The following is a 23263-nucleotide window of genomic DNA, read 5'->3' on the forward strand; positions in this document are numbered from 1 at the left end:
TGGTTTTCCCTCACCACTTAATCAACGCTTTGGCACCACCGCGGTATCCACTTTCCGGGATCGTGCCGAAGTAACGGCTGTCGTAGGACAGCGGGTTGTAATCACTCAAGACCAACAGATGCCCTTGCGGCACAGTAAATCGGCCAATCTTCCGCTTCATCGGGTTCCCGGCTCCATCCTTCTTGAACTGCCTGGTATTCGGATACAGCACACCGTTAACCGAAACACCGGCATCGGTTATCTGGACGTTATCCCCTGGAAGCCCTGCGACCTTTTTCAGCAGTGTTTGAGCACCACCTGGGCACTCCGCACCAGCGCGCACATAGCCCTTTTCAACAGCCTCTGAAGCCACGGCAGCAGGTAGGCAGACAAACACCAGCTGATCTCTGTCAATCCCCGCATTCAGCCTCTGGTACAGGCCTGGCGGGAAGCTGTCACTCATGTTCCAGTACACTCCGGCCTGCTTCCCGATTGCGAATAGCGACAGGAGTACGACAATTGGGGTAATCACATAACGCTTTTTCAAAACATCAGCTCCCCATCTTTGGATTCGGCTTTGGGGCTTTCCTCCGGTTCAGAATCCTCGGTGGCAGGCTCAACTTCTGGCTGCTCCACCTGCATCGGCTCCAGGGACTCCCCTACTTCTGGTGCAGCCTCTTCCTGCTCGCTATCCAGATCAAACTCCAATGGCTGGGCTGGCTGCACAAGGCCTGAACGCAGTCTGTCAGTGCATTCAGGGGCAGGCACTTTGGCCCTGGCGGAAAACACCGGGTCTCGGAAGTAGAGAATCTGCTTGCCATAGATCGCCGGGAAACCTGCGGCAAAGATCAACATATCGCCCGCTTCGGTAATATTGCCGCTGCCGTCTTTGATTGCGCCTGGTAGACGTCCGCACTCGTCGGGCGTCAGCAATGGACGCTTAATTTCCTGGATGGAACGGCTTGCAGTCTTCATAAACACCGAGGTACGTGCACCGCTGACGGTTACCGACTCTTTCAGTACCGTGGTGTCACCACAGGCCTTGGAAAGGTATTCCTTCGTTTCCGGCTTATTGGGCGCGTAGGCGTTTTTGATATGGCAGTTGGAGGTAATGGATTCGTCTTTGGTGTAGATATTGGTGAGCTGCGCCAGATCCTGGGTAATGAGGTACCCCTTGATGCCATAGCCAGCACAGAAGGCCAAAGCCTGCTCAACTACCGTCATTCGTCCGAGGCTGGGGAATTCGTCAAGCAGCATGAGCAGGCGGTTTCGGTAACCCTTCACGCTCCTTCCATCCTTAAACTCCATTTTGGAAGTCAGGATTCGCATGGTTTGTGTAATCAGGATTCTGAGGAGTGGAATCAGGCGCTCTTTGTCGGAAGGGTTGACCACTAGGTAGAGAGAAACCGGCGTTTCTGCATTCTGAAGCTCTGTGATCTTGAAATCAGAAGTGGAAACATTCCTGGCCACAACCGGATCACGGTACAGGCTCAAGTGGCTTTTGGTCGTTGATATGATCGACCCCTTCTCATCATCCGGGGTATTGAGCATATCCGCTCCTGTAGCTGCGACTACTGGATGCGGGAAAGTGCGCATTTCCTCCCATAGATCTTCAGTCTTCTGGTTTGGGTTGGAAATCAGGTGAGCCACTTTCGGAAGCGACCCCTCGCTACCTTGTTCCGCCTCCAAGAGGCCGCTGTAAATAATCAGTGACGTCAGCAAGGCGTAACTGGTTTTTGTCCAGTGGTCAGAGTCATCAATGCCCTTGCCCTTCGGATCTACAATCATCAGTGCCAAATTCTGGGCATCACCAACCTCATTGTCGGTACCGAATCGGATCTCAGATATGGGGTTGTAGCGAACAGTGGAGTTGGTATCGGAGTTTGACGGATCAAACCGGAGGCATTTGTTATTGGCATAGCGCTGTCTCCAGCCGGAGGTAAGCGCCCAGTTCTCACCTTTGATATCAAGGTTTATCGTGGATTCTGGCCAACTCAGCAAGGTAGGGAGTACCAAACCAACACCCTTACCCGAACGGGTAGGGGCAAAGGTAAGAACGTGTTCAGGGCCGTTGTGCCTCAGATAGGTCTGCTTCCCCGTCTTCGGCTCAACCCATCCGCCAACATACACACCCTCAAGCTCTTCAGGAGCTTTACCAAAAGTGGTTTTCTCTCGCGGCAGCAGGCCGGAATCAATAATTTCCTTCTTGGTTGCCCATCTGGCACTACCGTGCAAATGCTTGTGCTTCTTACCGCTGCGGTGGTGCAGGGTGATGGCCAGCGCATAGCAGGACAGGATGCAGGAAGAAAATAGAATCCCAGCGGAAAGACCGCGATTGAAAACTTCGGGATAGATACGTTGGTAATCTAGGTACCAAGCAATCCAGCTCCAGGGGAAGTAGATTTTTCCCTGGCCTAGATCCGGGTGGTAGTTCAGTTGGTGGGCGACGAATTGGCTAATGATCTGGGAGCCTATCAGCAGAGTTGCGATAACTACCGGCCCAACCACCGCCGGTCTGAATTTCGCTTTCTCGTGTTGCTGTGGAATCCCGTATTCAGTCTTACGGTTTATATCCATACTTACCGTCCTTTGGATCTGGATTTATCCTGCAGCTTACCGGCCCCATCAATTTGTAACGATGACCCAGCCTGCATTCCTTTAAGCAGCTCAGCATCAGCAGCAGATACTTCCTTAACAAACTTCTGCTTAGCCCCCTGCATGATTAGATACTGCTTATCACCATGCTTTTCGAGGCCGAGGAACATATAGGTTCCCGCTTTACCTTGCCACTTTTGCAAGTCCATTATATTAGACTTGCCGCGAGACTGGGAGTTTTTGTCCTGTAGGATTTGATCCAAAGGCGTAGATTTACGCGCAATTCTTTCGCGATTAAGACCCACTTTCTTAGCGATAGGCTCAACCATCGCCATGAATTCATCAGAACCCTTAATTTGTACGTTCTTACCAAATTTGTGCATAGCCATACGCAAGCTGGCTTCGATCAATTCTGGTGACGTCTGATTGCCTAGCGATATATGCCGTCCATGGTCAACAATGACCCCGGATTTAAGCCTATAGGTGACAGCGCCGTTTCGATGCACTTCATGCTTGTAGCGATCAAACAATCCCGCCTGATCTTTCTCTCCGGCTAACTGGTTAACTGCATCCGGTAGCTTCCGTGGCTTAGCTGTTCGCAAAGCTTTCAGGGCTTCAATATTTCCTTGCTCAGCCTGAGACTGCAGCCACTCGCGCCAGTCTGGCAGGGCATATTGCTCGCGTATTGAAGCTCTTTGTTGGCTGGCCGCTTCATTAACTTTCTCTGTTGCAGCTACACGGGCAGCTTTCAATGTGGAGTAGGCAGCGATCTTGCTATTTCGCAGCCTCGCTAAATCTCCTCGCTTGATCGCTGCACGTTTCTCCTCGTACTCCAATTTGATGCGGCGAAGCTCTTTTGCTTTCCGATCCCCAATAGCCTTGTAGGCTTTCTTGCGCTCTGCCTGGGATGAGTTTCGTTCATGGGTAAACTTCTCCCAAAGCTCCGCTCTCGCGGCACTTTTTTCTATGTGTCCGTCCGTAGATTTGTACTGGCCCTGCGCCTTCCCTGGAACATCCATACCTGGCTCAAACTTGCCAAGCCGTTTTTCAAGCTGAGCTTTGGAAAGTTGCCGGTCTACCGCACTGGCCTTTACCGCTATTCCGCTTTTAATATCCAGAATAGAAAGACCGTTGCCGCGTAGCTTGACCTGGCAACCAAGCTCTGAGAAAGCCTTGTGTAGATTTTTCCAGCTTTCTATTTTCTCGATGCTTGGCTTTCTCTCTGTGAGCCAATCAACTAGCGGCTTTTGCCCGCCTTCCCGCATTTCATCTAGCTCAGGCGTTGATTTTCTCTGAGCACGCTTTTTATCGTGCGCGTGATTATCTACCTGCAAATCATGTTTTTTCTCCAGACGTTCACAGGCCTCACCCAAACGGTACTGATCGTAGTAGGGCTCAACCATACGCAAAGTTTCTGGATGGATTTTGTTGATAGCAATGTGAAGATGTGGATTGTCTGTATCGGTATGCAAAGCACTCATACGTTGGTGCTCTGATAATCCAATCGCCGAACAAATTTCGTGTTCTATGTCAGTGAGCTGTTCGGGAGTAGGGGAGTCGCCTTCTCTAAAGCTGACGATCAAGTGATAGGTTTTATCATTTTTAGCCCTTGTATTAAGGGCCTGCGTGGCTTCAATTTCCGCAACTGCCAGCGAAAACTTTTCTGTCTGGCAGTTGGTAACCTTGGTGAACCCTACTTTTTCTCCACCATGCTTCTGGTCGGTAATGTACTTTGCAAGGGTCGAAAAACTAGATTTTGAATCTGATCGCCTTGGGGATCGTTTCGCAATCAACGCTAGATTCCTTTTAACGACTCAAAGAGCGATTTTTTACTTTTTGCTGCTCTTGTTTCTCAAGATCGGATTTCTTTTTGAAAAGTGAATCAACTTTAACGCCTGGTGATAGATCCAAGTTTCTATCAGCAACATCCTCAAGCAATGATTTTATTTTTTCATTACTCATCGTTCGCACTTGATTGGCGGTGTAGGCTGTTTTCTTGGCAATCGCCGCTGCAACACCACCGTCCTGCATGGCTCTACCAGTCTCAACTGATTCAAAAAGTGTTGCTGAATTTTCCCCGCTTTCACGGTCTTCGCTTTTTGTTTTTTCCACTGTTTTTTTCATCGTTTTCCCTCACGAAAATTTAACGTTTTGGTGATTTTTTAATTTTTTCCTGCATCTCTTGAAGCTCTTTCTCTTGGATTTTTTTCAGCGCCTCTTCTTCACCACCAAAGATTTTCCCAGGCTTCACCGATGCAGATAGATCTACATCCTTACCACTATTCATGATTTGAAAAATCTTGATTTCTCGTCCGTACTGCTCTCCAGCCCAGTCCGGCAGATCAGCTTTCAGGCTTACCACTCGACCGCGCTCTAGGGTCATTAGGTGCCGATGTGTTTTCCCAGCAACCGAGTTATCGAAGACCATGGTTCTATCAGCCATCTGCACCGCATCCTGCAGGTGCGCAAGGGTGCGCGAGAACCTGGAATAGATCTTGTCTTCTGGTACATCGTGCCCACCCATCTGGGTTCGGGTGTCTACACGGGATTTAGCCAGCTCGGGAGTGGCTACATGGATGTGGTACAGGGCCACCATGAATCCGCCCTGCTGGGCGTCTCGGATCAAGTCCAGCTTGGAAGGGTGAGAGAACACCGTTTCAGCGGCAAACGGCTTCCCTTGCTTGATATGCTCCGCCCGCTGCTTCTCAGCTATCTTTGCCGCCTCATACGACCGCTGCGGGTTGTTTGCCTCTTCCGGCCACAACTGCTTCTGGATCTCATCAGCATTGATAAAGGGCACCTTGGCGCGAGGCTTGATGTGGTTGTAGTAGAACGTAGTCTTGCCAGCGCCATTGATCCCGGCCAGTAGGTGCAGAATAGGGGGGTTCCGTTTATCCATTCTCAGCCGTTACCCACCTTCTTCAGGTTGCCCTGGTCATCCAGCCCATAGGCAGTGGCCCCCGCATCCTCAATCTGGCGCAATACGCTGTCATCAGAACCATCCAGATCCTCCAGGCTCTGCCACAGCATCCGGGCATGGGCGTGCTGTTCTTCAGGAGCAAGATCCTCTACAGGTATCTTCCCCTGGAAAGCGAGATTGACCTTGTGCAGGTCGAAGATCCCAGATTCCTCTACAAAGCGACCTAAGCGCGCCCAGTGCTCGATCTGGCCATTCAGGGAACGAGAGAAGTGATCTTTCTGCTCCTTCGCGGCATCGAGCAATTCGGCATCGTTGAGTTTGACTGTTTGTGCCATCTTTCGGCCCTCAGTTGTTTACCTTACCTACAGTTTCATTATAGGTCTGCAGGTTCCATTTTGGAACTATAGGCGGTTGACTAGCGCGTCTATCTGATCCTGGGTTTGCTCCAGCCGTTTCAGTAATCGCTCCATTTGCCCCTTCACTTTTGGCGTCTCTGCCAGCCCCTCTGACAGCCACCATTTCAGCAGCCCGCCCAGTCGTCCCTGGTCACCGGCCACCTTCACCAGTTGCAAAATGGTTTGGGCATCGAGAGTGCTTTTCGGGGTGTGCCCCATACCCAATTCCCGCAGATACCTGGATAGGGAAGGGATGCTTACCTGGGCTGCTTTGGCCTGGATCTGCTCCTTCTCTGAGTCGGTGCAACGCACCTTGATTACCGTCTCGCGCTTGCGCGTTTCGCTCCCCATCAACCCCTCCAATTTTGGCGTTATGAACTTGTTCACCTGCACCCAATCAGGGTGCTCTTTCAGCCTCGCAGAGCAGGATGTTCGTTGAGCCGCAGGCGAATAAGAATTGGTGAAACGGACCCGTCAACTTGTTGGCGGTGGCCCGTTTCACACATCCTGCCCATCATACTACGCGGTTTAGTTCTGGTTTTCGCCTGGAAGGGCAAAAACTAGGCGTATTTGACGCCAAATTTAGCCAAAAACAGACCAATACAGGTAAAAACAGGTATAAACAGATTGACATACAGAAATAAACAGAAATAAAGTAGTTAAAGCAACTAAAAACAGATATAAACAGGGACGCGATTACGCTGTTCCGGTTAGGGCCACTCAAAGCCCGTCAGGAGCAAATCCGGGTGCAATTTCACCGGATGTGGCCGGTCAAGATGACCTGGCAGAACAGCCAGAAAAAAGGGTTCGTGAAAGTTGGAAGGATCACAGATGAAAGGTCGGGGCAAAGGAAGTTTCATTGCCCACCAGTCTCAAATCGAGGGGAAGCTTTCAGAGGGCTGGCCCATCAAAATGGTGTGGCAGCACTTCAAAGATGAGGGCACCGTGGAACTCTCCTACGAGACGTTCCGGGGCTATGTGAATTCCATTATCGGGTACCGCCCTTACAAGAACGGAACAGGTAAATCCTTGTCCACGCCGGAACCTGCGAGAGCCGATAAAAAGTCTCGTGCCGCCACCCCGGAAGCCCTACGAGCGACCCCAGCAAAGCCCAAAGAAAGCTCCCCGAGCAGAAAAACTGTTCCGAATTTCGCTACCACTGAAAGTTCGCCGCAAAACACTGAAGAGCAAAAACAAGAATTGAGTGACGGGCCGGTCATGGTTAGCACCTTCGGAAAGGACAAACCCATCCGCCCCGGCAACAAAGGAATGGCCCTGGACGATGACGAGCTCTACTAATCGCCGTGGGCAAGGCCTGCGGGAATTCATAGATCAAAAATCATACATCCTCGCGGAGATCGAAGGTGGGCAGCCCTTGATTCGAGTGTGGGAGTCCCTGACGGATCGAAACCTGTTCTCAGGCTCATACCGATCATTCTGCAACTACACCACCCGGTACCGGGAGGTTATGAAATACGCCAAAGACAAGGCCATTGTCGGCGGCAACGAATCCAATTTTACCGCAGCAGTAAGCGGTACCGACTCAACCGAAAATAGGACTGCTGGAGAAAGCACAATGTCAGACGTGAAAAAAACTGTTCACTTCACAATGCAAGGAAAGGGCGGCGTGGGTAAATCGGTGGTGAGCGCCTTCATCACCCAGTACCTGCTGGGGAAAGGCAGTGACGTACTGCCGATTGATACCGACCCTGTAAACGCCACCCTGGCGGGCTACAAGGCCTTTCAAACCTATCGTGTTGACCTGCTCGATGACGACTCCAACGAGATCAACCCTCGTAACTTCGATGGGATGATGGAGAAGATCTTTGAAAGCGAGGCCGAACACATCGTTATTGATAACGGCGCCAGCTCCTTTGTACCCCTGGTGAACTACCTCAGCACCAACGATGTAATTTCCCTACTGCAGGATTCCGGGATTGAGGTTGTACTGCACACCATCGTGACTGCAGGCCAAGCCCAGCGCGACACCCTGACCGGCCTGGATATGCTGGCCAAGAAATTCCACGATCAGGATGCAAAATTCATTGTCTGGATCAATGAATTCTGGGGTGAGATCGAAGAAAACGGCAAAACCTTTACTGAAATGAAGGTATTCGAGCGCAACAAAGCGGCGATCAACGCGGTAATCACTGTTCCGCGCCTGCAGGCAACCACCTTCGGTGAAGACTTGAACCGTATGCTGAAAGCCCAGCTGACCTTTGATGAGGCGATCAACAGCGACAAGTTCAAGATAATGGAAAAGCAGCGCATTAAAACCATCAAAACCAAAATGTTTGACAATATGGCGGTTGCACTCGGCTAAAAGCCAGAAGCAGGGCCGGGTAGCTCCGGCCCCAGATTTACAGGGAGTAGATTGATGTCTGAAGTAACAGCGGAAAAGGAAGTTTTCGATGAGATCTGCAAAGAGGTGGCCCGTCGCCATGGGTTGCTTCTGAGTCCAGACGATCCTGTCCTGGTAACAGTCACCCTGAACCAGCTGGCCATGAAGCGGGCACAGGAACAAAGCTCGGCAGCATTTGAAACCCTGAAGGATGGCCTGGAAGAAATTTACCTGCGACAGGCTCAGGAAACCAAAGACACCGCGAATAAGCTTGTTGGTGCCGCTCTGCGTACCGCTGAGCGCTCGATAGGTGACATGGCTGCACAAGTGGCCTCAGAAGTTGCCAAGCGAACAGAAGCCTCTCTGGCAGCTGCCGAGCAACGAATGGCGGCCACGGCAGGATCTATCAAATTTGACAGGAATGTTTCAGTATTTTGCTGCATTTTGGCTCTTTGTTTTTCTTGCCTAGCAATTTACAGCATGGTATCCCCCTAAAAATGTGGGGGTATTCGGCTTTAGTATCCAACAAATCCGCCATTCTCTATAATCCACGCTAAAAGAGAAAGGAGTCACCGACAACAGGTGATCTATCAAGAGCGTGGATAAAGAAAATTTTGCACAGAATTTAAGCTTCGAGCTTGGCCGACGCGGGATCACAAAGGATGACCTAGCAGATGCCAGCGGTCTATCAAGATCATTCCTCTTCAGTATTACCAAATCCATCAATCCGGAAAACTGTAGCCTGGAAAAAGGAACAGCAATCGCTTCTGCTCTTTCCATGCCACTTTTTTTGTTTTTACTTCCGCCAGAAGTATTTCAAAAAACTGTTTCACTTCTCCCCAAACTACCTAAAAAACCAGTAAGCATTTCGTCTGCTATAAAAGCATTAGCGAGTTCCACTGAGTAAAAGGTACCACCGTGCAAAATATTATTTTTTGCACGGAAGTACCCAATGAGTGGTATCGCACAAAAAATTATTTAAAAAAGAATTTAGGCGCACAATAGTCTTTTTTTTTTGTGTTCTACCTTTCCTTCCTATTGTTACGCGCATCAAGTCCGTTATACTGGACTTATGAAAACTGCGGAGTAATCAAGGAATGGATAACTCTGAATCTCAATCCAGACTTCAAGCAAAGCTAGGCCGCGAGCTTGGGCCAATTATTTGTAACGCCTTGGAAAATGATCGGGTGTTAGAAATTATGGCGAATCCAGACGGGAAACTCTGGATTGAAGAGTTTGGTAAAGCCCCATATATAGCTGGGGAAATCCCCCCATCTCACCTTCAATCAATTCTTGGGACGATCGCCGCATCTATCAATTCTGCCTGTAACCGCGAAAACCCTGTAGTAGAAGGTGTTTTACCTATCGGCGGACACCGTTTTGCCGGTGTCCATCACGCCAATACAGGAACGTCTAACTGTGCATTTGCAATCCGAAAAAAACCAACGCGCGTTTTTTCTCTTGACGAGTACGTTGGTACCGGAACGATCACCTCTGAACAAAAAGGAATTATCGACAAAGCCATTACAGAAAAGTGGAACATCCTTGTCGTCGGCGGTACCGGGTCAGGAAAAACCACCCTTACCAATGGTGTTCTCTCTCGGGTAAATGATCTTTGCCCGGATGATCGGATTTTTCTTGTTGAAGATACGCAAGAAATTATTTGCCGACAGAAAAACACTGTTCAGATTACTACAAGTGATTACCTTTCTTCCTACGGTGCTTTAAAGCTCGCTCTGCGCTTCCGTCCAGATCGCGTGATGTTTGGTGAAGTCCGCGATGGTGTCGCCCTGGATTTATTAAAAGCCTGGAATACAGGCCATCCTGGGGGCGTCTGCACTCTTCATGCAAACAGCTCTGAAGAAGCCCTGGAACGATTGTCCGAAATGATCCAAGAAAAGTGTTCTGGTGATTTTCGTTCGCTGATAGGTCGGTCAGTTGACCTGTGCCTATTCATCCAAAAATCCCCAAGTTCTGCATCCGGCCGGATTGTTCGCGACCTTATCAAAGTCGAACGGTTTGATAAGGATCGTGGGGAGTTTTCTTTCTCAACCATCTGTTAAAAGGAAATAACCATGCGTTTCAACTCAACCACTGTAATGGCTGTCTTCGCCGCATTCATGGCATTCACCATGCTCCCCGTAGACGCTCTTGCATCCACCACTACCGGCCTGCCCTGGGAAGATCCTCTGGATACCATCATGTCGTCCCTGACCGGCCCAGTTGCTCTGATCTGCTCGATCATCGGTATGGCCGTAGCAGGCCTTAGCTTGGTGTTTGCGGGCGGCGAAGTATCAGAGTTCGTCCGACGAGTAATCATGCTGGTTCTGGTGATCTCTCTGATTGTTGGAGCTGCGAGCGGCATTACCGTTCTCTTCGGTACTTCTAGTGCGGTTATCGCAAGCCCGGAGGCCTTGGAGCTTCTTAAAAATGGCTGATAACCCACAACCAAAATCAACACCGATTTATCAAGCTCTCTCCCGCGCAAGCCTTTTTATGGGAGGCGACAGGGAAATGGTTCTAGGTGTGATTTTGGTATTTGGCTCGATTGTGATGATCGGGGCAACTGTTCAGCCCATTGCTTCTTTGATTTCTGCGGCGGTGATTATGTTTTCGGTGTGGGGCCTGCGCCTCGCGGCGAAAGCAGATCCGAGAATGCGCCACAAGTATTTCAGAAGCATCAAATACAAAGCTGTTTACAGGGCGCATTCGCGCCCTTACCGAGAGGGACGATAATGCTGAATATCAAGGCGTACCAGGGAAGAGAGCCGGGATTTTCTGATCTTCTGAACTATGCCGCCGTTGTCGATGACGGCGTTGTAAGTCTGAAGGATGGATCTTTCATGGCCGGGTTCTTCTACCGAGGAGAAGATACATTCTCTACGACAGGTTCTGAGTTGGACTGGCAAGCAGCCCAGATCAACCGTGCAGGCTCTAACTTGGGCTCTGGATGGATGATCCACTGCGATGCAGTAAGAATGCCAGCGCCAAAGTATGACCTTATGAAGCGGTCATTCTTTCCTGATCCTGTAACCCTGGCAATCGAGCAAGAACGCCAGAAGTACTTCTCTGCTGAAGGTAACGCTTACCTTTCAGAGTACGCCTTGATAGTCACCTATCAGCCGCCCCTCCGCATCCAATCCCGAATGGTCGATGTGATGTATGAGGGCGGAACCAAGAACAGGGTATCTGACGAAGAGCGCGGTACCCAAATCCTGGAGGAGTTTAAGGAGCGTGTTGCAAAACTAGAGCGCGACTTAAGTTCCGTGCTCACAATGCGCCGTATGCGCGGTCAGCCGTACATTGATGAATATGGCTGCGAGCACATACATGATGAATTGCTGGCCTATATCAACTTTTGTATCTGCGGCAAGCGTCACCCAGTGAACCTGCCCCCAATTCCGATGTACCTAGATTCCGTGCTTGGTGCCAGAGATTTCTTTACTGGCGTAACACCAAATATTGATGGGAAGTACATCTGTCCAGTCGCTATTGAGGGATACCCTCCAGAATCCTATCCGGCGATGCTGTCCGTAATGGATCAAATCCATACCGAATACCGCTGGTCTACCCGGTTTATCTTTGAAGATCCCGAAGCCGCAAAGTCGGCTCTCAACAAATTCAAAAAGAAGTGGGAACAAAAGAAGCGCGGCCTCTGGGATCAGGTAACCAAAAACGAAAAAGGGCATATCAATGAAGAAGCCGTTCGTATGGAACGGCAAGCCCAGCAAGCAATAAATGACGTCGAATCCGGTGTGGTCTGCTACGGCTATATCACTAGCGTACTCCTGCTGTATGGAAAGAATCAGGATTTGCTGCTGGAAGAGGCACAGGAAATTCAGGCCAAAATCGAGCGCCTGGGCTTCAACGTCAGAATTGAGACGATCAACGCTACTGAGGCCTACCTGGGTTCTCTACCTGGTCATAGCCGGGAGAACGTTGTTCGCCCCATGGTGAATACTCTCAACCTCGCTCACCTGCTACCAACCTCGGCCATCTGGGCGGGGGAGAAGAACTGCCCCTGCCCATTCTACCCGCCAGAATCACCGCCTTTGATGCACTGCGCAACACACGGGGCAACGCCGTTCCGGCTCAACCTGCATGTTGATGACCTGGGACATACGCTTGTTCTCGGGCCTACAGGCTCCGGTAAAAGTACCCTACTGGGAATCATCGAAGCGCAGGCCTTCAGGTACCCGGACGCTACTGTCATTGCCTTTGATAAGGGTATGTCCATGTATGCCCTCTGTGAGGCTACCGGGGGCCAACACTTCGATGTTGCGGGGGATAGCAGCAAGCTAGCTTTTGCTCCGCTTTCACATGTCAAAACCAAAGCAGACATTTCCTGGTTTGCTGATTGGGTCGAGGGGATCTGTAGGCTGCAAAACATTGAGCTTACCCCTCAACGCCGAAAGGAAATCTATAACGCTACGGTCAATTGCGTTGAAACAGGTAGTAAAACCCTGAGCGACTTCGTGAATACCGTACAAGATCACGACATTCGCAGCGCCATGGAGCAATACACCATCCAGGGTTCCATGGGCCACCTACTGGACGCGGAACAGGACGGTCTGAGCCTCCATCGCTTCACCGTATTTGAAATCGAAGCCCTTATGGAGCTCAGCGACACCTACGGCCTGCCAGTACTCATGTACCTATTTTGGCGTGTAGAAAAGATGCTCAAGGGTCAGCCAACCTTCCTGTTCCTCGACGAGGCCTGGTTGATGCTGAAACACCCGGTATTCAGAGAGAAGATCCGCGAGTGGTTGAAAGTACTGCGTAAAGCTAACTGCGTAACTGTGTTCTCCACCCAAAGCATCGAGGACGCCCAGGATAGCGGGATGCTGTCTGTCCTCCGTGACTCATGCCCAACCAAGATCTTCCTGCCTAATCCAGAAGCCATGACTGAGGATGGCCGTGAAATTTACCGGGCCATGGGGCTCAACAACAAAGAAATCCAGATTGTGGCTTCGGCCACCAGAAAACGTCAGTACTACTTCGTCCAGTCCACGGGTCGGCGGCTTATTGAGCTAGCCCTTGGTGAAGTAGCCCTGTCATTTGTGGGTGCCAGCGGCAAGAAGGATATAGCTCGTATTAAGGAGCTAAAGGCGGAGTTCGGCAGTAATTGGCCACAGCAATGGCTTATTGAGCGCCGCGTCAACATTCAACTTGAACTAGCAACTGAGGCTGCATGATGAACATCAAAAGGCTACTAATAACCCTTGCCCTTATCCTTCCGGTTACCGTCCGGGCGAGCGGGATTCCAACTGTTGATATCGTTGCAAACTTACAGGCTGCCCTGGAGTACGTCGAGTCACTGTCCCAGACCACCCAGCAAGCCAAGCAGATCTACAACGAAATCGAGATGATTAAAAACCAAATTGAAGAGGCAGAACGCCAAATTAAGAACATGGAAAGTCTCGGCAACTATGACTGGGGCGATATGAACGATGCCCTAGCCAAACTGGAGCAAGCGGCACTTCGTACCGATGCCCTGGTTTATGCGTCGGGTGACCTTGAGGGCTCATACGAGACCTACCGGGATCAGGCGTACTACGAAGCCAACAAGGCAAAATATAACCGAAAAGAAACTATCACCCGCTGGAATAACAATGCACTGGCCACTACCAAAAGCAGCGCTTCTGTGTTGGATCGTCAAGCAGAACTTCTGGAAAGTGATGGTCAGCAATTGGATCGCCTACAAGGTGACGTTGAGGGTGCAGAAGGACACATGGCAGCAATCCAAACCGGCAGCCAGCTTCAGGCTTTTACTGCCCAGCAACTCATGCACGTTCGGCAACTGCAAATGAACGAGCAGCAAATCCTGATCCAGCAGCGGGCCGAGGAAGCCGAAAGGAACTCCATTGATGCAGCCCAATATCAACAACTCAATAGTGGCTCTATCGCTACTAGAAACGTATCCAATTCTGGTTATTGAGTGTGCTTCGGAGTATCCACATGAAATTTAAGATCGCGACGTTCACTTTTTTAGCCTTGTCTCTTGCGGCTTGCACCAATGAAGAGTGTCCACCAACGGTATCAATTGAAACACCCGCAGGAATTATCCGTGTGTCTTCTGAAGCAGACGCCGAGCTTCTGCGGTTACTCATCAAGGATGTTGAAAAGCAAAAGCAGCTCAATTCTGGCTCCGTAAAACCTAGAGAAATTGGGAAAGGAGGTTACTAATATGAAACTGGAAGCCGGGAAGGCAATTTGGCTGTTAATCCTGATACTTTTCAGCGGTGCAGCAAATGCCCAGACTCAAACTGGGGTTTTGGATGACATTGTTAGTTCCTATAAGACTGCATCCGATACCTGGGCACCAATCATAATTGGGTATGCCTTTACGCTTTTCTGGCTTCTGGTTTCCATTGATTTTGTATTGACAGGAATAAAGCTGCTTTTCAAGCGGGCCGACTTTGGGGATGTTGTTTCAGAATACGTTCATCTGATTCTGATCATCGGGTTCTTCCTTGCCTTGTTGCAGTTTGCTACCACATCAAGCTCGAATTGGGCTATGGCTATCATCGAAAGCTTCCGTCAGCTCGGAGGTCTAGCCGGTGGACTACCAACAATTGACCCTTCGGGTGTATTTGATTACGGCCTGGTATCCGCTGGAGCCTTAATGTCTCAAATGAGCCTGACAAGCCCAGCTCAATCACTTGTCATTGGTATCGTTGGCATTGGTGTGGTCGTTATCTTCGCCCTTATCGCGGCAGAGCTTTTATTCGTTCTTATCAGCATGTGGGTAATTCTCAATGCTGGCGTAATCATGCTGGGACTCGGTGGATCACAATGGACGAGAAACTATGCGATTAACTATCTCCGGACAGTACTTGCCGTTGGGGTAAAACTATTTGTCATTCAACTTCTTATCGGTGCTGGACTTGCTCTAACGCTGGACTTCGCTGAAAACATTCCAGCAGAGCCCACCTGGGTAGACATATTCAGTGTGGCTGGCGCAGCCATCATGCTTTATGTCTTAGTCCGCAATATTGGTCAGCTTGTAGAGTCACTTATCTCAGGTTCGGGTGCCGCGTCAGCTTCTGGCAGTGGTGCTGTTGTGGGCGCGATTACAGGAGCAGCAGCAGGATTGGGTGCAGCAGCGGCCATGGGAGCAGGCGGGGTTAAATCCGCAGCTGGTGCAGCATCTGGTGCAAAAGCCGCATGGCAGCTTGCAGGGGAGGGGATGAGTCAGGCTGGAGGAATGACTGCCACTCAAACCGCGCTTAGCTCTATCGGGGGCGCTATTGCTGGTGGGACTGGAGCAGCTGCGGGAGCCAAGCTTGGTGGGATGTTCTCGCAGGTTGCAGGCGCTGCAATAGAGGGCGGAAAGTCATTTGGGCAGGACTTCAAGAATCAGCTGAAAGGAGATATTTCAGCTGAGCGGGGCACACTTGGCGGTCGCATGGGCGAAATCATGAAGGATAAAAAAGCCTCCATGCAACGTCAAAGTGAACTTAACGAGCTGGGAGCGGATCTCTCCGGCTCTCAGATGAATACCCAAGAGCCCATCACCAACGACAAAGGCAGCAGCTCTACACCAAAGCCTTCCGGTGAATCGGCCAGTCCTGAAAGCAACTCTTCTGCTGGCTCAACGAATATGGGGCCTATGGTCGAAACGCCAAATAGTGGGGGATCGGCCACTTCCGCGGCAGCCAGCAATACAGTTTTAGAACCCCCTTCGGTACAAACCACCTCAACCGCCCCGGCAACATCTTCTGGCTCCTCCCATGCCTCCGGTGACCTTCCACCGAATGGATATATATCTGGCGTTCCTGGACAGGAAAGCCTCGGGGCATACGCCAACATGGATGATCCGAAGCCCAGTGAGCCTGAATCCCCGCGATCTCCGAAGGGCATAACAGTTTCCGGACAGGAAGAATCCAAAGGGTCTGAATCCCCTCGATCACCGAAAGGCATAACAGTTTCAGGCCAAGAAGAGCCCAAAAGCTCTAAATCCCCCAAAGGGATCACCGTCACAGATTCAAATAGCTAAGGGAAGAAGCAATGACTACCGCAAACACAAAAGACCTGGATTCAGGTCAGGACAAGCAGCCAAGGAAAGGGAAGGGGAGCGTTGATATGACGCCCTACCTGCAAGCCCGCCGAGAGTGGGATGCAAGGTATGGCGACTATATCAAGCAGCGCGACCAGTGGCGACTGACTGCTGTTAGCTCTTTGTTAGGCCTTCTGCTGTGCATTGTGGGCCTGATTTACATCAGCTCTCAAAACAAGCTGGTTCCTTATCTGGTGGAAATCGACAAGCTGGGTCGTGTTGCCAATGTTCAGCCGGTCGAGAAAGTAGGTCAGGTAGATATGCGAATCGTGCGGGCTCAACTGGCATCCTGGGTTACCAATACCCGCAGCGTAACCAGTGACGCTGAAATCCAGAAGCGTCAAGTTTGGGACTCCTACGCACTGATTAACAACGCCGACCCTTCAGCAGTTCTCCTGAATACCCACTTCCGGGATGAAGAAAACAACCCATTCAAGCGGGCAGGTAAAGAGACCGTAGAGGTGAATATCCGAAGCGTTCTGCCGCAAACCAAAGATAGCTGGGAAGCGGAGTGGGAAGAGGTGATTAAGAGCCGTAAGGGGCAAGTGATCGGTCGCCAGTATTGGCGCGCCCTCTTGCAGGTGTACACCGCGCAGCCTGACAACGAAAAAGCCATTTTTACCAACCCAACCGGGTTGTATATCAAAGAATTTAGCTGGACAGAACAACGGTAAGAGGATTGACCGATGAAAAAGGTTATTGGAATTATCACCCTGTGCCTGGGCTCTGCTGCCTGGGCTGAAGTAACCCCAACCAAGGAAGGCCTGCTGCTAGCTGAGATTGAGCCAAAACTGAATGCTCAGGAACGGCGCGCCGTAGAAATCGCTCAGGTATGGCGGTCTAACGACTACAGCACCAAGCCGATTGAAGGTGCAGATGGCTCGGTGACCTACTACTACGGCGACAGCCAGCCAGTTCTGGTGTGCGCTCCGATGGAGATTTGCACCATAAAGCTGGAGCCTGGTGAACAGATCCAACCTGGCGGCCTTCATGCTGGAGATAGCATACGCTGGAACATTACTCCCACCGTTATTGGCACCGCCAACAATTTTGAAACCCACATCATTATCAAGCCTGAACAGGTGGGCTTGGTTTCCAGTTTGTATATCGGCACCAATCGCCGCGCCTACAACATCAAACTGAAAAGCTCCCGCACCAAGTTCATGCCCTGGATGGCTTTTATCTATCCGCAGAACCTGCAACAAGCTCTGGATAAGTACGATCAGATGGTCGCCGAATATAGATCCAAAGGTTTTATCCCGGCAGCAATGCAAACAGGAGAATCCCATTCTGGCATCACCCCAGTCCAGTATGGGGCGCATATCGAGAGCCTGAACTTCAACTACAAGATCAAGGGTCGCGCCCACTGGAAGCCTGAGCGGGTCTACAACGACGGCGTGCGCACCGTTATCCATATGCCTGCCGCCATGGAAGTAACTGAAGCTCCAAGCCTCCTAGTGATTGACTCCAGCGGCGAGGAAACCCTAGTCAACTACCGCCTGAAAGATCGCGCCTTTGTTGTTGATCAGATCTTTGATGAGGCCATTTTGGTGGTTGGCGTTGGTCGCGACCAACAAAAAGTAACGATCAAACGGATTTGAGGTGCGAACGATGAAAAGGATTATTTTTCTACTGACTTTCGTAATGACCGTGTTGAGTGGCTGCGCTCAACAACAGTACGGCGACTTTGTTGAAGAGCAGTCTGGGCCGCTATACCACGCTATTGCTCGTGATGTAGTTCGCCACCTAAAGGACAAGTACCTGATAGGTGAAGAAGGGTTTCAAGTAGACCCAGAAATTCTAGGCGCGCTCGGCATCGAGATTGACCTGGCACTTCGGCAGGAAGGCTACGCCATTTCAACTACAAACGGCGTCCCGCTCTCCTACGTATTTGACCAAGTAGAAACAGACTCTGGCGAAATTTACCGGCTATCCCTGTACATCGGGAATAGCCGCCACAACCGGGCCTACATGGTCAATGAAGCTGGGAATGCCATCAGCCATTCTCCCTGGACGGTTATTTACCCCGAACCGGAACAGGGCGGCATCGAGGTACTTGCCCAAGGAGGCCCACGATGAGCGAAGCAGCACTGGATATCAGAGCAACCCCAAATAGCCTTGGTTCGCTGCCTAAGCCAAAAAGGCTGGGCAAGTTACCCATGATGCTGATCGCCTCCGCTGTCGTGCTGTTTGTGGTACTGCTGCTGGTGGTAATGGCTTCCCGGCAGGCCCAAATAGACAACAAGAATGCGGCGACCATAGAACCGGAAGAGCGCAAAGCATCTGATGTGGTCAGTTCTAGGGTGTCTGTACAGGAAATTCTGGCCGATGCTCCAAGCGGCACTATCCCGGAGTACACACCAGAAGCTACCCGCAAGCTGGGCGAGGGGTCGGTTCTGATACGCGGGGAAGCTCACTCAGCAACCAATGAGGTATCTCTTGCCCAGGAGTCCGTGCCAGTCAACTTCCAAACTACAGGACTTGCAGCGGGGCAGGGCGGACAAGGGTCACTTGCCTCTGGCGTCAGACCTCTTGAGCAATCTGCGGGACAACTCAGACCTTTAACTGAGCAGGAAGCAGAACGTATTCAGCAAATGGTAAACCAGCGCATGGAAAGCGCGCTGTTTGCACCTACTACTGTGCAGTTCAACGCTCAATCAATGCAAAACCAATTGCAGGGGGGGCAAAGTGGATCTCAAGCATCTGTCGATCCTAACCGGGATGTTATGTCTCTCTACCAGCAGCGTATGGCTGAAATTGATGCGGCGCGGCAAGCACTTGGAGGCGGTAATGGTAACGGTGGCTATCCTGGCGGTTTAGCAAATGCAGCCGGTATGCCTGGTGTCAGTCCAGCTTCTACGGGTGGTCGAGGCGGATTCGGCCCGCAACCTACTGGCGACTGGGATCTAGGGGCAGAGCGTGTACCTGGTCAGGCCTTCACACTCAAATCTGGGGGAATGATCCCGGCAGTAATGATCTCGGGCATCAATTCTGATTTACCCGGACAGGTGATCGCTCAGGTGAGCCAGAACGTCTACGACACTGCAACAGGTCATGATCTGTTGGTACCGCAAGGTACCCGCCTGTTTGGCCGCTATGGCTCGGATAATCAAGTAGGAGATACCCGAGTAGCTGTGAAGTGGGATCGCCTCATCTTCCCCGATGGCTCCACCCTGGATCTCAAGGAAATGAATGGCTCAGACCAGGAAGGGTATTCAGGGTTTAAGGATCAGGTGAACAATCACTACTTCAAAATCTTTGGTGGAGCAGCGCTGCTCTCTCTGATCTCTGCCGGCTATCAGATTGCCCTGGGTGATGACGATGATAACCGCAGCGGCTATTCACAAGACGGTCTGAGCGCAAAAGAGCAAATCAGCATACAGATGGCACAGCAGATGAATCAGGTGGGATCTGAGCTGATTCGCCGCAATATGCGGATTCAGCCAAGCATTGTTATTCGTCCTGGCTACAAATTCATGATTATGGTCAACAAGGATATTACGTTCCGCACACCGTACATGCCCATGGCACTGACTCAGCAAGCCCCGGACGGATACTGGAAGTAACGTGGTAGGCCGCGAGGCCTACCCACAATAGATAAATTCTCAATCGACAAAGGAACTGTAAAATGAAAAAAATTCTCTCCGTAATCGCAGGAGTTCTGTTAGCCGGATCGGCTTTGGCCTGCAACATCAAGAGTGACGAAAAGCTGGTATGTGAAGCCCTGATCTGCACGGTGGGTATTCTAATTCCAGAGTCCCATTCAGAATGCGTGAAGGTTCAAACTGAGTTTGCCATCTACCTGGCAACACTGGGCTTTTGGGAAGACCCGCCCACCTGCAAAAACCGCGATATGAACTGTAAGTCTACTGGTAAGGCTAGCACTGCGGTTGCACCCAGCACTTGCGACTCTCTGGCAGGCAACTCCCAGGACTTTGTGAACTGCCAACTCCAAGTCAGCAAAATGTCTGGCCAATCTTTCAGTTGCTCACAGTATTCCGCCAATCCAACGCTCTATGACACCTGCTTAGCCCAGTTCCAGAGCAATGGTGCTGTGGCGAACGATGACGGGGATTATGTCTTTGATCCACAAAACCCAATGAATCCTCTGTAAGGGGGCATCATGCTCGTACTGACTCGGCGCCAAAATGAAACCGTAGTGATTGGCGACAATCTGGTTAGGTTCAAGATCCTGTCCGTGGAAAGGGATCAGGTAAAAGTGGCGATTTTGGCCGATAAATCGATTTCCATTCACCGAGAAGAGATTTTCGACCAAATCAAGAATGAGAGCCCGCTTGAGGAAACTGCCCATTTATCAGGAAGAACGATCCTAACCCTGAAGGCTATGCCAGCCTGAAGGCCCCCCGCTTGCCGCTGAATATGTCAGCGGCTTTTTTTTGCTAGATAGACCTATAGCAAGCAACATAAGGCCACAGATAGCAATTTTTTGCTTCTTCTTGCATCAATTTGCTACAACCTGCTATTTCCGATCCTGCCAGTCCTGGATCATTGACCAATAGAACTAGCAACCTCAAAATACTGTATATGAATACAGTATCAGCATACTCCCTAGTGCCCGTTCCTCTACTTACCAGTACCGTATCAGCTGGCTTTCCTTCGCCTGCGGCTGCCTATTCGGCCAAGCCTCTTGTCCTGGATGACTGGCTGTGGCCTGCATCAAGCAGCTGTCATTTAGTATCCCAGTGCTCCGCTGGGCACACCTACCTAGTGTTAGATAGAGCCCTGAGCCCTATTGCCGGTGATCTGGTGTGGTTTCCCGGCGAGTCTGAACCCTTACCGTGGCCAGAGTGTTCCAGCGCTCAAATCGCCTCTGAAGAGGGTGCGCCAGTAGGGTTAGTGGTGTCCGCCTCCGTTCGGCTGTTCCGCCGCCGTGCAGATCCTGGTATCGCTCCAGATTCCATACACCGATGGATAATCCAGCGTCCGCACTCTACTTACCTGGTGCGCGCCGAAGGTCGCTCCATGCAGGGCCTCGGCATCCATCACGGTAGCCTTTTGGTGGTGGATCGGGGGGCGGATCTTAGAGATAAAGATATTGTGATAGCGGGCTGCTCAGACGGGTTCCTGGTGAAGCAATATCGGGAAGCGCCGCAACGCCTGGTGTCCGCACACCCGGAGTACCCCGACATTGTGCTGAGTCGCGCCCCTGAATTTGACCTGGATGGTGTCGTCATCGCCAGCCTCACCAAATACCGGAGCCCAACATGAATCGCTGGGACTATAACGGCAAGCAAGTGGCCCTGGTGGACGTCAATAATTTCTACGTCAGCTGTGAAAGGGCTTTCAACCCAACTATCAGGAAGAAAGCAGTTTGCGTCGTCTCCAACAATGATGGATGTGTTATTGCCCGGTCGGCTGAAGTCAAAGCGATGGGAATTAAAATGGGTACACCCCTGTTCCAGATTCGTGGCCTCCTGGCTTCTCGGGGCGTGGAAGTCCGCAGCAGTAACTACACCCTCTACCACGATATGTCAGAGCGCTTTATCGATTGCCTGGAACAGTTTTGCCCATCTGTGGAGCAATACAGCATCGACGAATCCTTCCTGCACTTTGAAGGGTTTGGCTCAGGCCTCGATGCCCACTGTCAAAGATTGATTGCTGCCGTTCGCCAGTGTACAAGTCTCCCTTGTTGCGCGGGTATTGCCCCCACGCGCACGTTGGCAAAAGCTGCCAATCACTTTGCCAAAACATTGGGCGTACCTGGTGGCGTCCTTCAAATAACCGATGAATACCACAGGCAACAAATACTCCAGCAACTGCCGGTAACAGAAGTTTGGGGGGTAGGGTCTCGACTCTCCAAGCGACTTGCATGTTTGGGTATCACCACCGCTTGGGATCTATCAGCATCCCATATCCCGACTATGCGAAAGGCGTTCGGAGTAGTTATGGAGCGGACGGTGCGCGAGCTGCAGGGCATTCCATCCGTAGACCTGGCACCAATGGACAAGCCGAAGGATGAGATAATGTCGGGTCGAACCTTCGGATCAAAGGTTTCCAGCTATACGGGCCTTATGGCATCTCTCGCGAACCATGTGACTCTCGCTTGTGAAAAACTGAGGGCTCAGAATGGAGCCACGGGCCGCGTCACCATATCAATACAGCCTACCCGCCAAGGCGACTACAGTAGTCCGAGTGTTTCCGCCTATTCGGAGGTGCGCCCAGCCACCGATGATCCACAGACTATCCTGGCGGTTGTTCGGCAATGCCTGGGGGAAATTTATCGGGAAGGTAAAACCTACCGCCGCGCATCCGTGATGCTTTCCAGCATCGAGACAGCGAACAAGACTCAGAGTGATTTATTCGGTCTAGCGACTGAAGATAGAAGCGGGATCAATCACTGTCTGGAAGCCATCAACCAAAGATTTGGAAGAGGGGCGGTGACCTTTGCGGCCACCAAGCTCTCGAAGGACTGGGAAATGAAGCGGGAGTACCTGTCTCCGTCCTATACAACGAACGTCAAGGATCTTCCTATTGCGAAGATTTCTTAGTGGCCGCGTCACGATATGACCACGGGGAAACAGGGTTTTCCTGAGCCCAAAGCCCTTTCCCCTCTGTCCTGGCAACCTCTTCAATTCGCTTCAGGTCGGTGTCATGTCCTGCATATTTCTGGCTCCACCAAGCCAAACCGGCGCGGACAAGCTCACGGCTCGCAGAGCGGCCATCTACAAAAACCTCTCCAACTACGCGGTCATAACTCATTCCGTCATACCGAACGGTTACCTCCTTCCCCAGCAGCATGGCTTCTACAAACTCTTTTGAGGCCCGGCTATAGGCTTGAGATTCCCAGCGTCCGGGCGCACCGGCTTCAGGGGCGTCAATCCCATAGAAGCGTATCTTGCGGATAGTCCCGTCAGTGGAACCACTCGACACCTGGCGAATAGTGATTGTGTCGCCATCGTAAACCGATATGACGGTTCCGCTGATAAAGGCCGTCCGGGCGTGAACGCCAACGG

27 protein-coding genes are annotated in these 23263 nt (G+C 51.2%); 19 read left to right on the forward strand and 8 right to left on the reverse strand.

What is annotated here, in order from left to right:
- Positions 1-10 precede the first annotated feature (10 nt).
- The 7 genes from traF to LC093_RS19740 form a co-directional block, all read right to left on the reverse strand.
- Positions 11-526: a conjugative transfer signal peptidase TraF gene (gene traF, locus LC093_RS19710; protein ID WP_226669033.1), complete on the reverse strand. Its 516-nt coding sequence runs from the start codon at positions 524-526 to the stop codon at positions 11-13.
- A complete protein-coding gene (locus LC093_RS19715; RefSeq protein ID WP_226669037.1) occupies positions 523-2556 on the reverse strand; it encodes a type IV secretory system conjugative DNA transfer family protein in 2034 nt (677 codons plus the stop codon). The genes traF and LC093_RS19715 overlap by 4 nt, the downstream gene beginning before the upstream one ends.
- A gap of 2 nt (positions 2557-2558) precedes the next feature.
- Positions 2559-4367: a TraI/MobA(P) family conjugative relaxase gene (traI, locus tag LC093_RS19720; RefSeq protein WP_226669039.1), complete on the reverse strand. Its 1809-nt coding sequence runs from the start codon at positions 4365-4367 to the stop codon at positions 2559-2561.
- A gap of 13 nt (positions 4368-4380) precedes the next feature.
- Complete coding sequence (locus LC093_RS19725) at positions 4381-4698, reverse strand: hypothetical protein (protein WP_226669042.1); 318 nt, start codon at positions 4696-4698, stop codon at positions 4381-4383.
- Between the two features lie 19 nt (positions 4699-4717).
- A complete protein-coding gene (locus tag LC093_RS19730) occupies positions 4718-5473 on the reverse strand; it encodes an AAA family ATPase (RefSeq protein WP_226669045.1) in 756 nt (251 codons plus the stop codon).
- Between the two features lie 2 nt (positions 5474-5475).
- Complete coding sequence (locus LC093_RS19735; RefSeq protein WP_226669048.1) at positions 5476-5829, reverse strand: ParD-like family protein; 354 nt, start codon at positions 5827-5829, stop codon at positions 5476-5478.
- Between the two features lie 66 nt (positions 5830-5895).
- Positions 5896-6240, reverse strand: coding sequence for a plasmid mobilization protein (locus tag LC093_RS19740; RefSeq protein WP_226669051.1), 345 nt, complete (start codon positions 6238-6240; stop codon positions 5896-5898).
- Positions 6241-6720: 480 nt separating this feature from the next.
- Here LC093_RS19740 and LC093_RS19745 point away from each other — a divergent pair, with 480 nt between their 5' ends.
- The 19 genes from LC093_RS19745 to LC093_RS19835 all read left to right on the forward strand — a co-directional run bounded on the left by LC093_RS19745 (position 6721) and on the right by LC093_RS19835 (position 22798).
- The gene (locus tag LC093_RS19745) at positions 6721-7188 is read left to right on the forward strand and encodes a TraK family protein (RefSeq protein WP_226669054.1); all 468 of its coding nucleotides are present in this window, start codon (positions 6721-6723) and stop codon (positions 7186-7188) included.
- Positions 7172-8212, forward strand: a complete 1041-nt coding sequence (locus LC093_RS19750) for a TraK family protein (protein WP_226669056.1) — start codon at positions 7172-7174, stop codon at positions 8210-8212. The genes LC093_RS19745 and LC093_RS19750 overlap by 17 nt, the downstream gene beginning before the upstream one ends.
- Before the next feature lie 54 nt (positions 8213-8266).
- Complete coding sequence (locus LC093_RS19755; RefSeq protein WP_226669059.1) at positions 8267-8725, forward strand: hypothetical protein; 459 nt, start codon at positions 8267-8269, stop codon at positions 8723-8725.
- Positions 8726-8828: 103 nt separating this feature from the next.
- On the forward strand, positions 8829-9137 hold the full coding sequence (locus tag LC093_RS19760; RefSeq protein ID WP_226669062.1) for a hypothetical protein: 309 nt from the start codon (positions 8829-8831) through the stop codon (positions 9135-9137).
- 190 nt (positions 9138-9327) lie between these two features.
- Positions 9328-10293 (forward strand): P-type conjugative transfer ATPase TrbB, encoded by a 966-nt coding sequence (gene trbB, locus LC093_RS19765; RefSeq protein WP_226669065.1) that lies wholly within the window; start codon positions 9328-9330, stop codon positions 10291-10293.
- A 12-nt stretch (positions 10294-10305) separates the two neighbouring features.
- Positions 10306-10668 (forward strand): TrbC/VirB2 family protein, encoded by a 363-nt coding sequence (locus tag LC093_RS19770; protein ID WP_226669068.1) that lies wholly within the window; start codon positions 10306-10308, stop codon positions 10666-10668.
- A complete protein-coding gene (gene trbD / locus LC093_RS19775; RefSeq protein WP_226669071.1) occupies positions 10661-10966 on the forward strand; it encodes a conjugal transfer protein TrbD in 306 nt (101 codons plus the stop codon). The genes LC093_RS19770 and trbD overlap by 8 nt, the downstream gene beginning before the upstream one ends.
- The gene (locus tag LC093_RS19780; RefSeq protein ID WP_226669075.1) at positions 10966-13425 is read left to right on the forward strand and encodes a conjugal transfer protein TrbE; all 2460 of its coding nucleotides are present in this window, start codon (positions 10966-10968) and stop codon (positions 13423-13425) included. The genes trbD and LC093_RS19780 overlap by 1 nt, the downstream gene beginning before the upstream one ends.
- Positions 13422-14168 (forward strand): P-type conjugative transfer protein TrbJ, encoded by a 747-nt coding sequence (gene trbJ / locus LC093_RS19785; protein ID WP_226669079.1) that lies wholly within the window; start codon positions 13422-13424, stop codon positions 14166-14168. The genes LC093_RS19780 and trbJ overlap by 4 nt, the downstream gene beginning before the upstream one ends.
- A 20-nt stretch (positions 14169-14188) precedes the next feature.
- On the forward strand, positions 14189-14416 hold the full coding sequence (locus LC093_RS19790; protein ID WP_226669082.1) for a hypothetical protein: 228 nt from the start codon (positions 14189-14191) through the stop codon (positions 14414-14416).
- Position 14417: 1 nt separating this feature from the next.
- On the forward strand, positions 14418-16229 hold the full coding sequence (trbL, locus tag LC093_RS19795) for a P-type conjugative transfer protein TrbL (RefSeq protein ID WP_226669084.1): 1812 nt from the start codon (positions 14418-14420) through the stop codon (positions 16227-16229).
- Between the two features lie 11 nt (positions 16230-16240).
- A complete protein-coding gene (locus LC093_RS19800; protein ID WP_226669086.1) occupies positions 16241-16963 on the forward strand; it encodes a VirB8/TrbF family protein in 723 nt (240 codons plus the stop codon).
- Between the two features lie 12 nt (positions 16964-16975).
- Positions 16976-17890, forward strand: a complete 915-nt coding sequence (gene trbG / locus LC093_RS19805; RefSeq protein WP_226669089.1) for a P-type conjugative transfer protein TrbG — start codon at positions 16976-16978, stop codon at positions 17888-17890.
- A 10-nt stretch (positions 17891-17900) separates the two neighbouring features.
- Positions 17901-18368, forward strand: a complete 468-nt coding sequence (locus LC093_RS19810) for a hypothetical protein (protein ID WP_226669091.1) — start codon at positions 17901-17903, stop codon at positions 18366-18368.
- Entirely contained in the window at positions 18365-19855 is a 1491-nt protein-coding gene (locus LC093_RS19815; RefSeq protein WP_226669092.1) for a TrbI/VirB10 family protein, read from the forward strand. The genes LC093_RS19810 and LC093_RS19815 overlap by 4 nt, the downstream gene beginning before the upstream one ends.
- A gap of 62 nt (positions 19856-19917) precedes the next feature.
- Positions 19918-20403 (forward strand): hypothetical protein, encoded by a 486-nt coding sequence (locus tag LC093_RS19820; protein WP_226669093.1) that lies wholly within the window; start codon positions 19918-19920, stop codon positions 20401-20403.
- 9 nt (positions 20404-20412) lie between these two features.
- Positions 20413-20646, forward strand: a complete 234-nt coding sequence (locus LC093_RS19825; protein WP_226669095.1) for a carbon storage regulator — start codon at positions 20413-20415, stop codon at positions 20644-20646.
- 503 nt (positions 20647-21149) lie between these two features.
- Entirely contained in the window at positions 21150-21518 is a 369-nt protein-coding gene (locus LC093_RS20490; protein WP_226669097.1) for a LexA family protein, read from the forward strand.
- Positions 21515-22798 (forward strand): Y-family DNA polymerase, encoded by a 1284-nt coding sequence (locus LC093_RS19835; RefSeq protein ID WP_226669099.1) that lies wholly within the window; start codon positions 21515-21517, stop codon positions 22796-22798. Before LC093_RS20490 ends, LC093_RS19835 begins: the two co-directional genes overlap by 4 nt.
- Here LC093_RS19835 and LC093_RS19840 read toward each other — a convergent pair.
- Positions 22779-23263: thermonuclease family protein (locus LC093_RS19840; protein WP_226669105.1), on the reverse strand; the 485-nt coding region annotated here is incomplete at its 5' end. The genes LC093_RS19835 and LC093_RS19840 overlap by 20 nt on opposite strands.

The organism is Microbulbifer aggregans, assembly GCF_020524005.1.
GTDB classification, from domain to species: domain Bacteria; phylum Pseudomonadota; class Gammaproteobacteria; order Pseudomonadales; family Cellvibrionaceae; genus Microbulbifer; species Microbulbifer aggregans_A.

Bases quoted from the DNA above. Each gene is read 5' to 3' on its own strand.
- LC093_RS19715 (WP_226669037.1), bottom strand. From the start codon at position 2,556: ATGGATATAAACCGTAAGACTGAATACGGGATTCCACAGCAACACGAG.
- LC093_RS19725 (WP_226669042.1), bottom strand. From the start codon at position 4,698: ATGAAAAAAACAGTGGAAAAAACAAAAAGCGAAGACCGTGAAAGCGGG.
- LC093_RS19730 (WP_226669045.1), bottom strand. From the start codon at position 5,473: ATGGATAAACGGAACCCCCCTATTCTGCACCTACTGGCCGGGATCAAT.
- LC093_RS19735 (WP_226669048.1), bottom strand. From the start codon at position 5,829: ATGGCACAAACAGTCAAACTCAACGATGCCGAATTGCTCGATGCCGCG.
- LC093_RS19740 (WP_226669051.1), bottom strand. From the start codon at position 6,240: ATGGGGAGCGAAACGCGCAAGCGCGAGACGGTAATCAAGGTGCGTTGC.
- LC093_RS19745 (WP_226669054.1), top strand. From the start codon at position 6,721: ATGAAAGGTCGGGGCAAAGGAAGTTTCATTGCCCACCAGTCTCAAATC.
- LC093_RS19750 (WP_226669056.1), top strand. From the start codon at position 7,172: ATGACGAGCTCTACTAATCGCCGTGGGCAAGGCCTGCGGGAATTCATA.
- LC093_RS19755 (WP_226669059.1), top strand. From the start codon at position 8,267: ATGTCTGAAGTAACAGCGGAAAAGGAAGTTTTCGATGAGATCTGCAAA.
- trbB (WP_226669065.1), top strand. From the start codon at position 9,328: ATGGATAACTCTGAATCTCAATCCAGACTTCAAGCAAAGCTAGGCCGC.
- LC093_RS19770 (WP_226669068.1), top strand. From the start codon at position 10,306: ATGCGTTTCAACTCAACCACTGTAATGGCTGTCTTCGCCGCATTCATG.
- trbD (WP_226669071.1), top strand. From the start codon at position 10,661: ATGGCTGATAACCCACAACCAAAATCAACACCGATTTATCAAGCTCTC.
- LC093_RS19780 (WP_226669075.1), top strand. From the start codon at position 10,966: ATGCTGAATATCAAGGCGTACCAGGGAAGAGAGCCGGGATTTTCTGAT.
- trbJ (WP_226669079.1), top strand. From the start codon at position 13,422: ATGATGAACATCAAAAGGCTACTAATAACCCTTGCCCTTATCCTTCCG.
- LC093_RS19790 (WP_226669082.1), top strand. From the start codon at position 14,189: ATGAAATTTAAGATCGCGACGTTCACTTTTTTAGCCTTGTCTCTTGCG.
- trbL (WP_226669084.1), top strand. From the start codon at position 14,418: ATGAAACTGGAAGCCGGGAAGGCAATTTGGCTGTTAATCCTGATACTT.
- LC093_RS19800 (WP_226669086.1), top strand. From the start codon at position 16,241: ATGACTACCGCAAACACAAAAGACCTGGATTCAGGTCAGGACAAGCAG.
- trbG (WP_226669089.1), top strand. From the start codon at position 16,976: ATGAAAAAGGTTATTGGAATTATCACCCTGTGCCTGGGCTCTGCTGCC.
- LC093_RS19810 (WP_226669091.1), top strand. From the start codon at position 17,901: ATGAAAAGGATTATTTTTCTACTGACTTTCGTAATGACCGTGTTGAGT.
- LC093_RS19815 (WP_226669092.1), top strand. From the start codon at position 18,365: ATGAGCGAAGCAGCACTGGATATCAGAGCAACCCCAAATAGCCTTGGT.
- LC093_RS19820 (WP_226669093.1), top strand. From the start codon at position 19,918: ATGAAAAAAATTCTCTCCGTAATCGCAGGAGTTCTGTTAGCCGGATCG.
- LC093_RS19825 (WP_226669095.1), top strand. From the start codon at position 20,413: ATGCTCGTACTGACTCGGCGCCAAAATGAAACCGTAGTGATTGGCGAC.
- LC093_RS19835 (WP_226669099.1), top strand. From the start codon at position 21,515: ATGAATCGCTGGGACTATAACGGCAAGCAAGTGGCCCTGGTGGACGTC.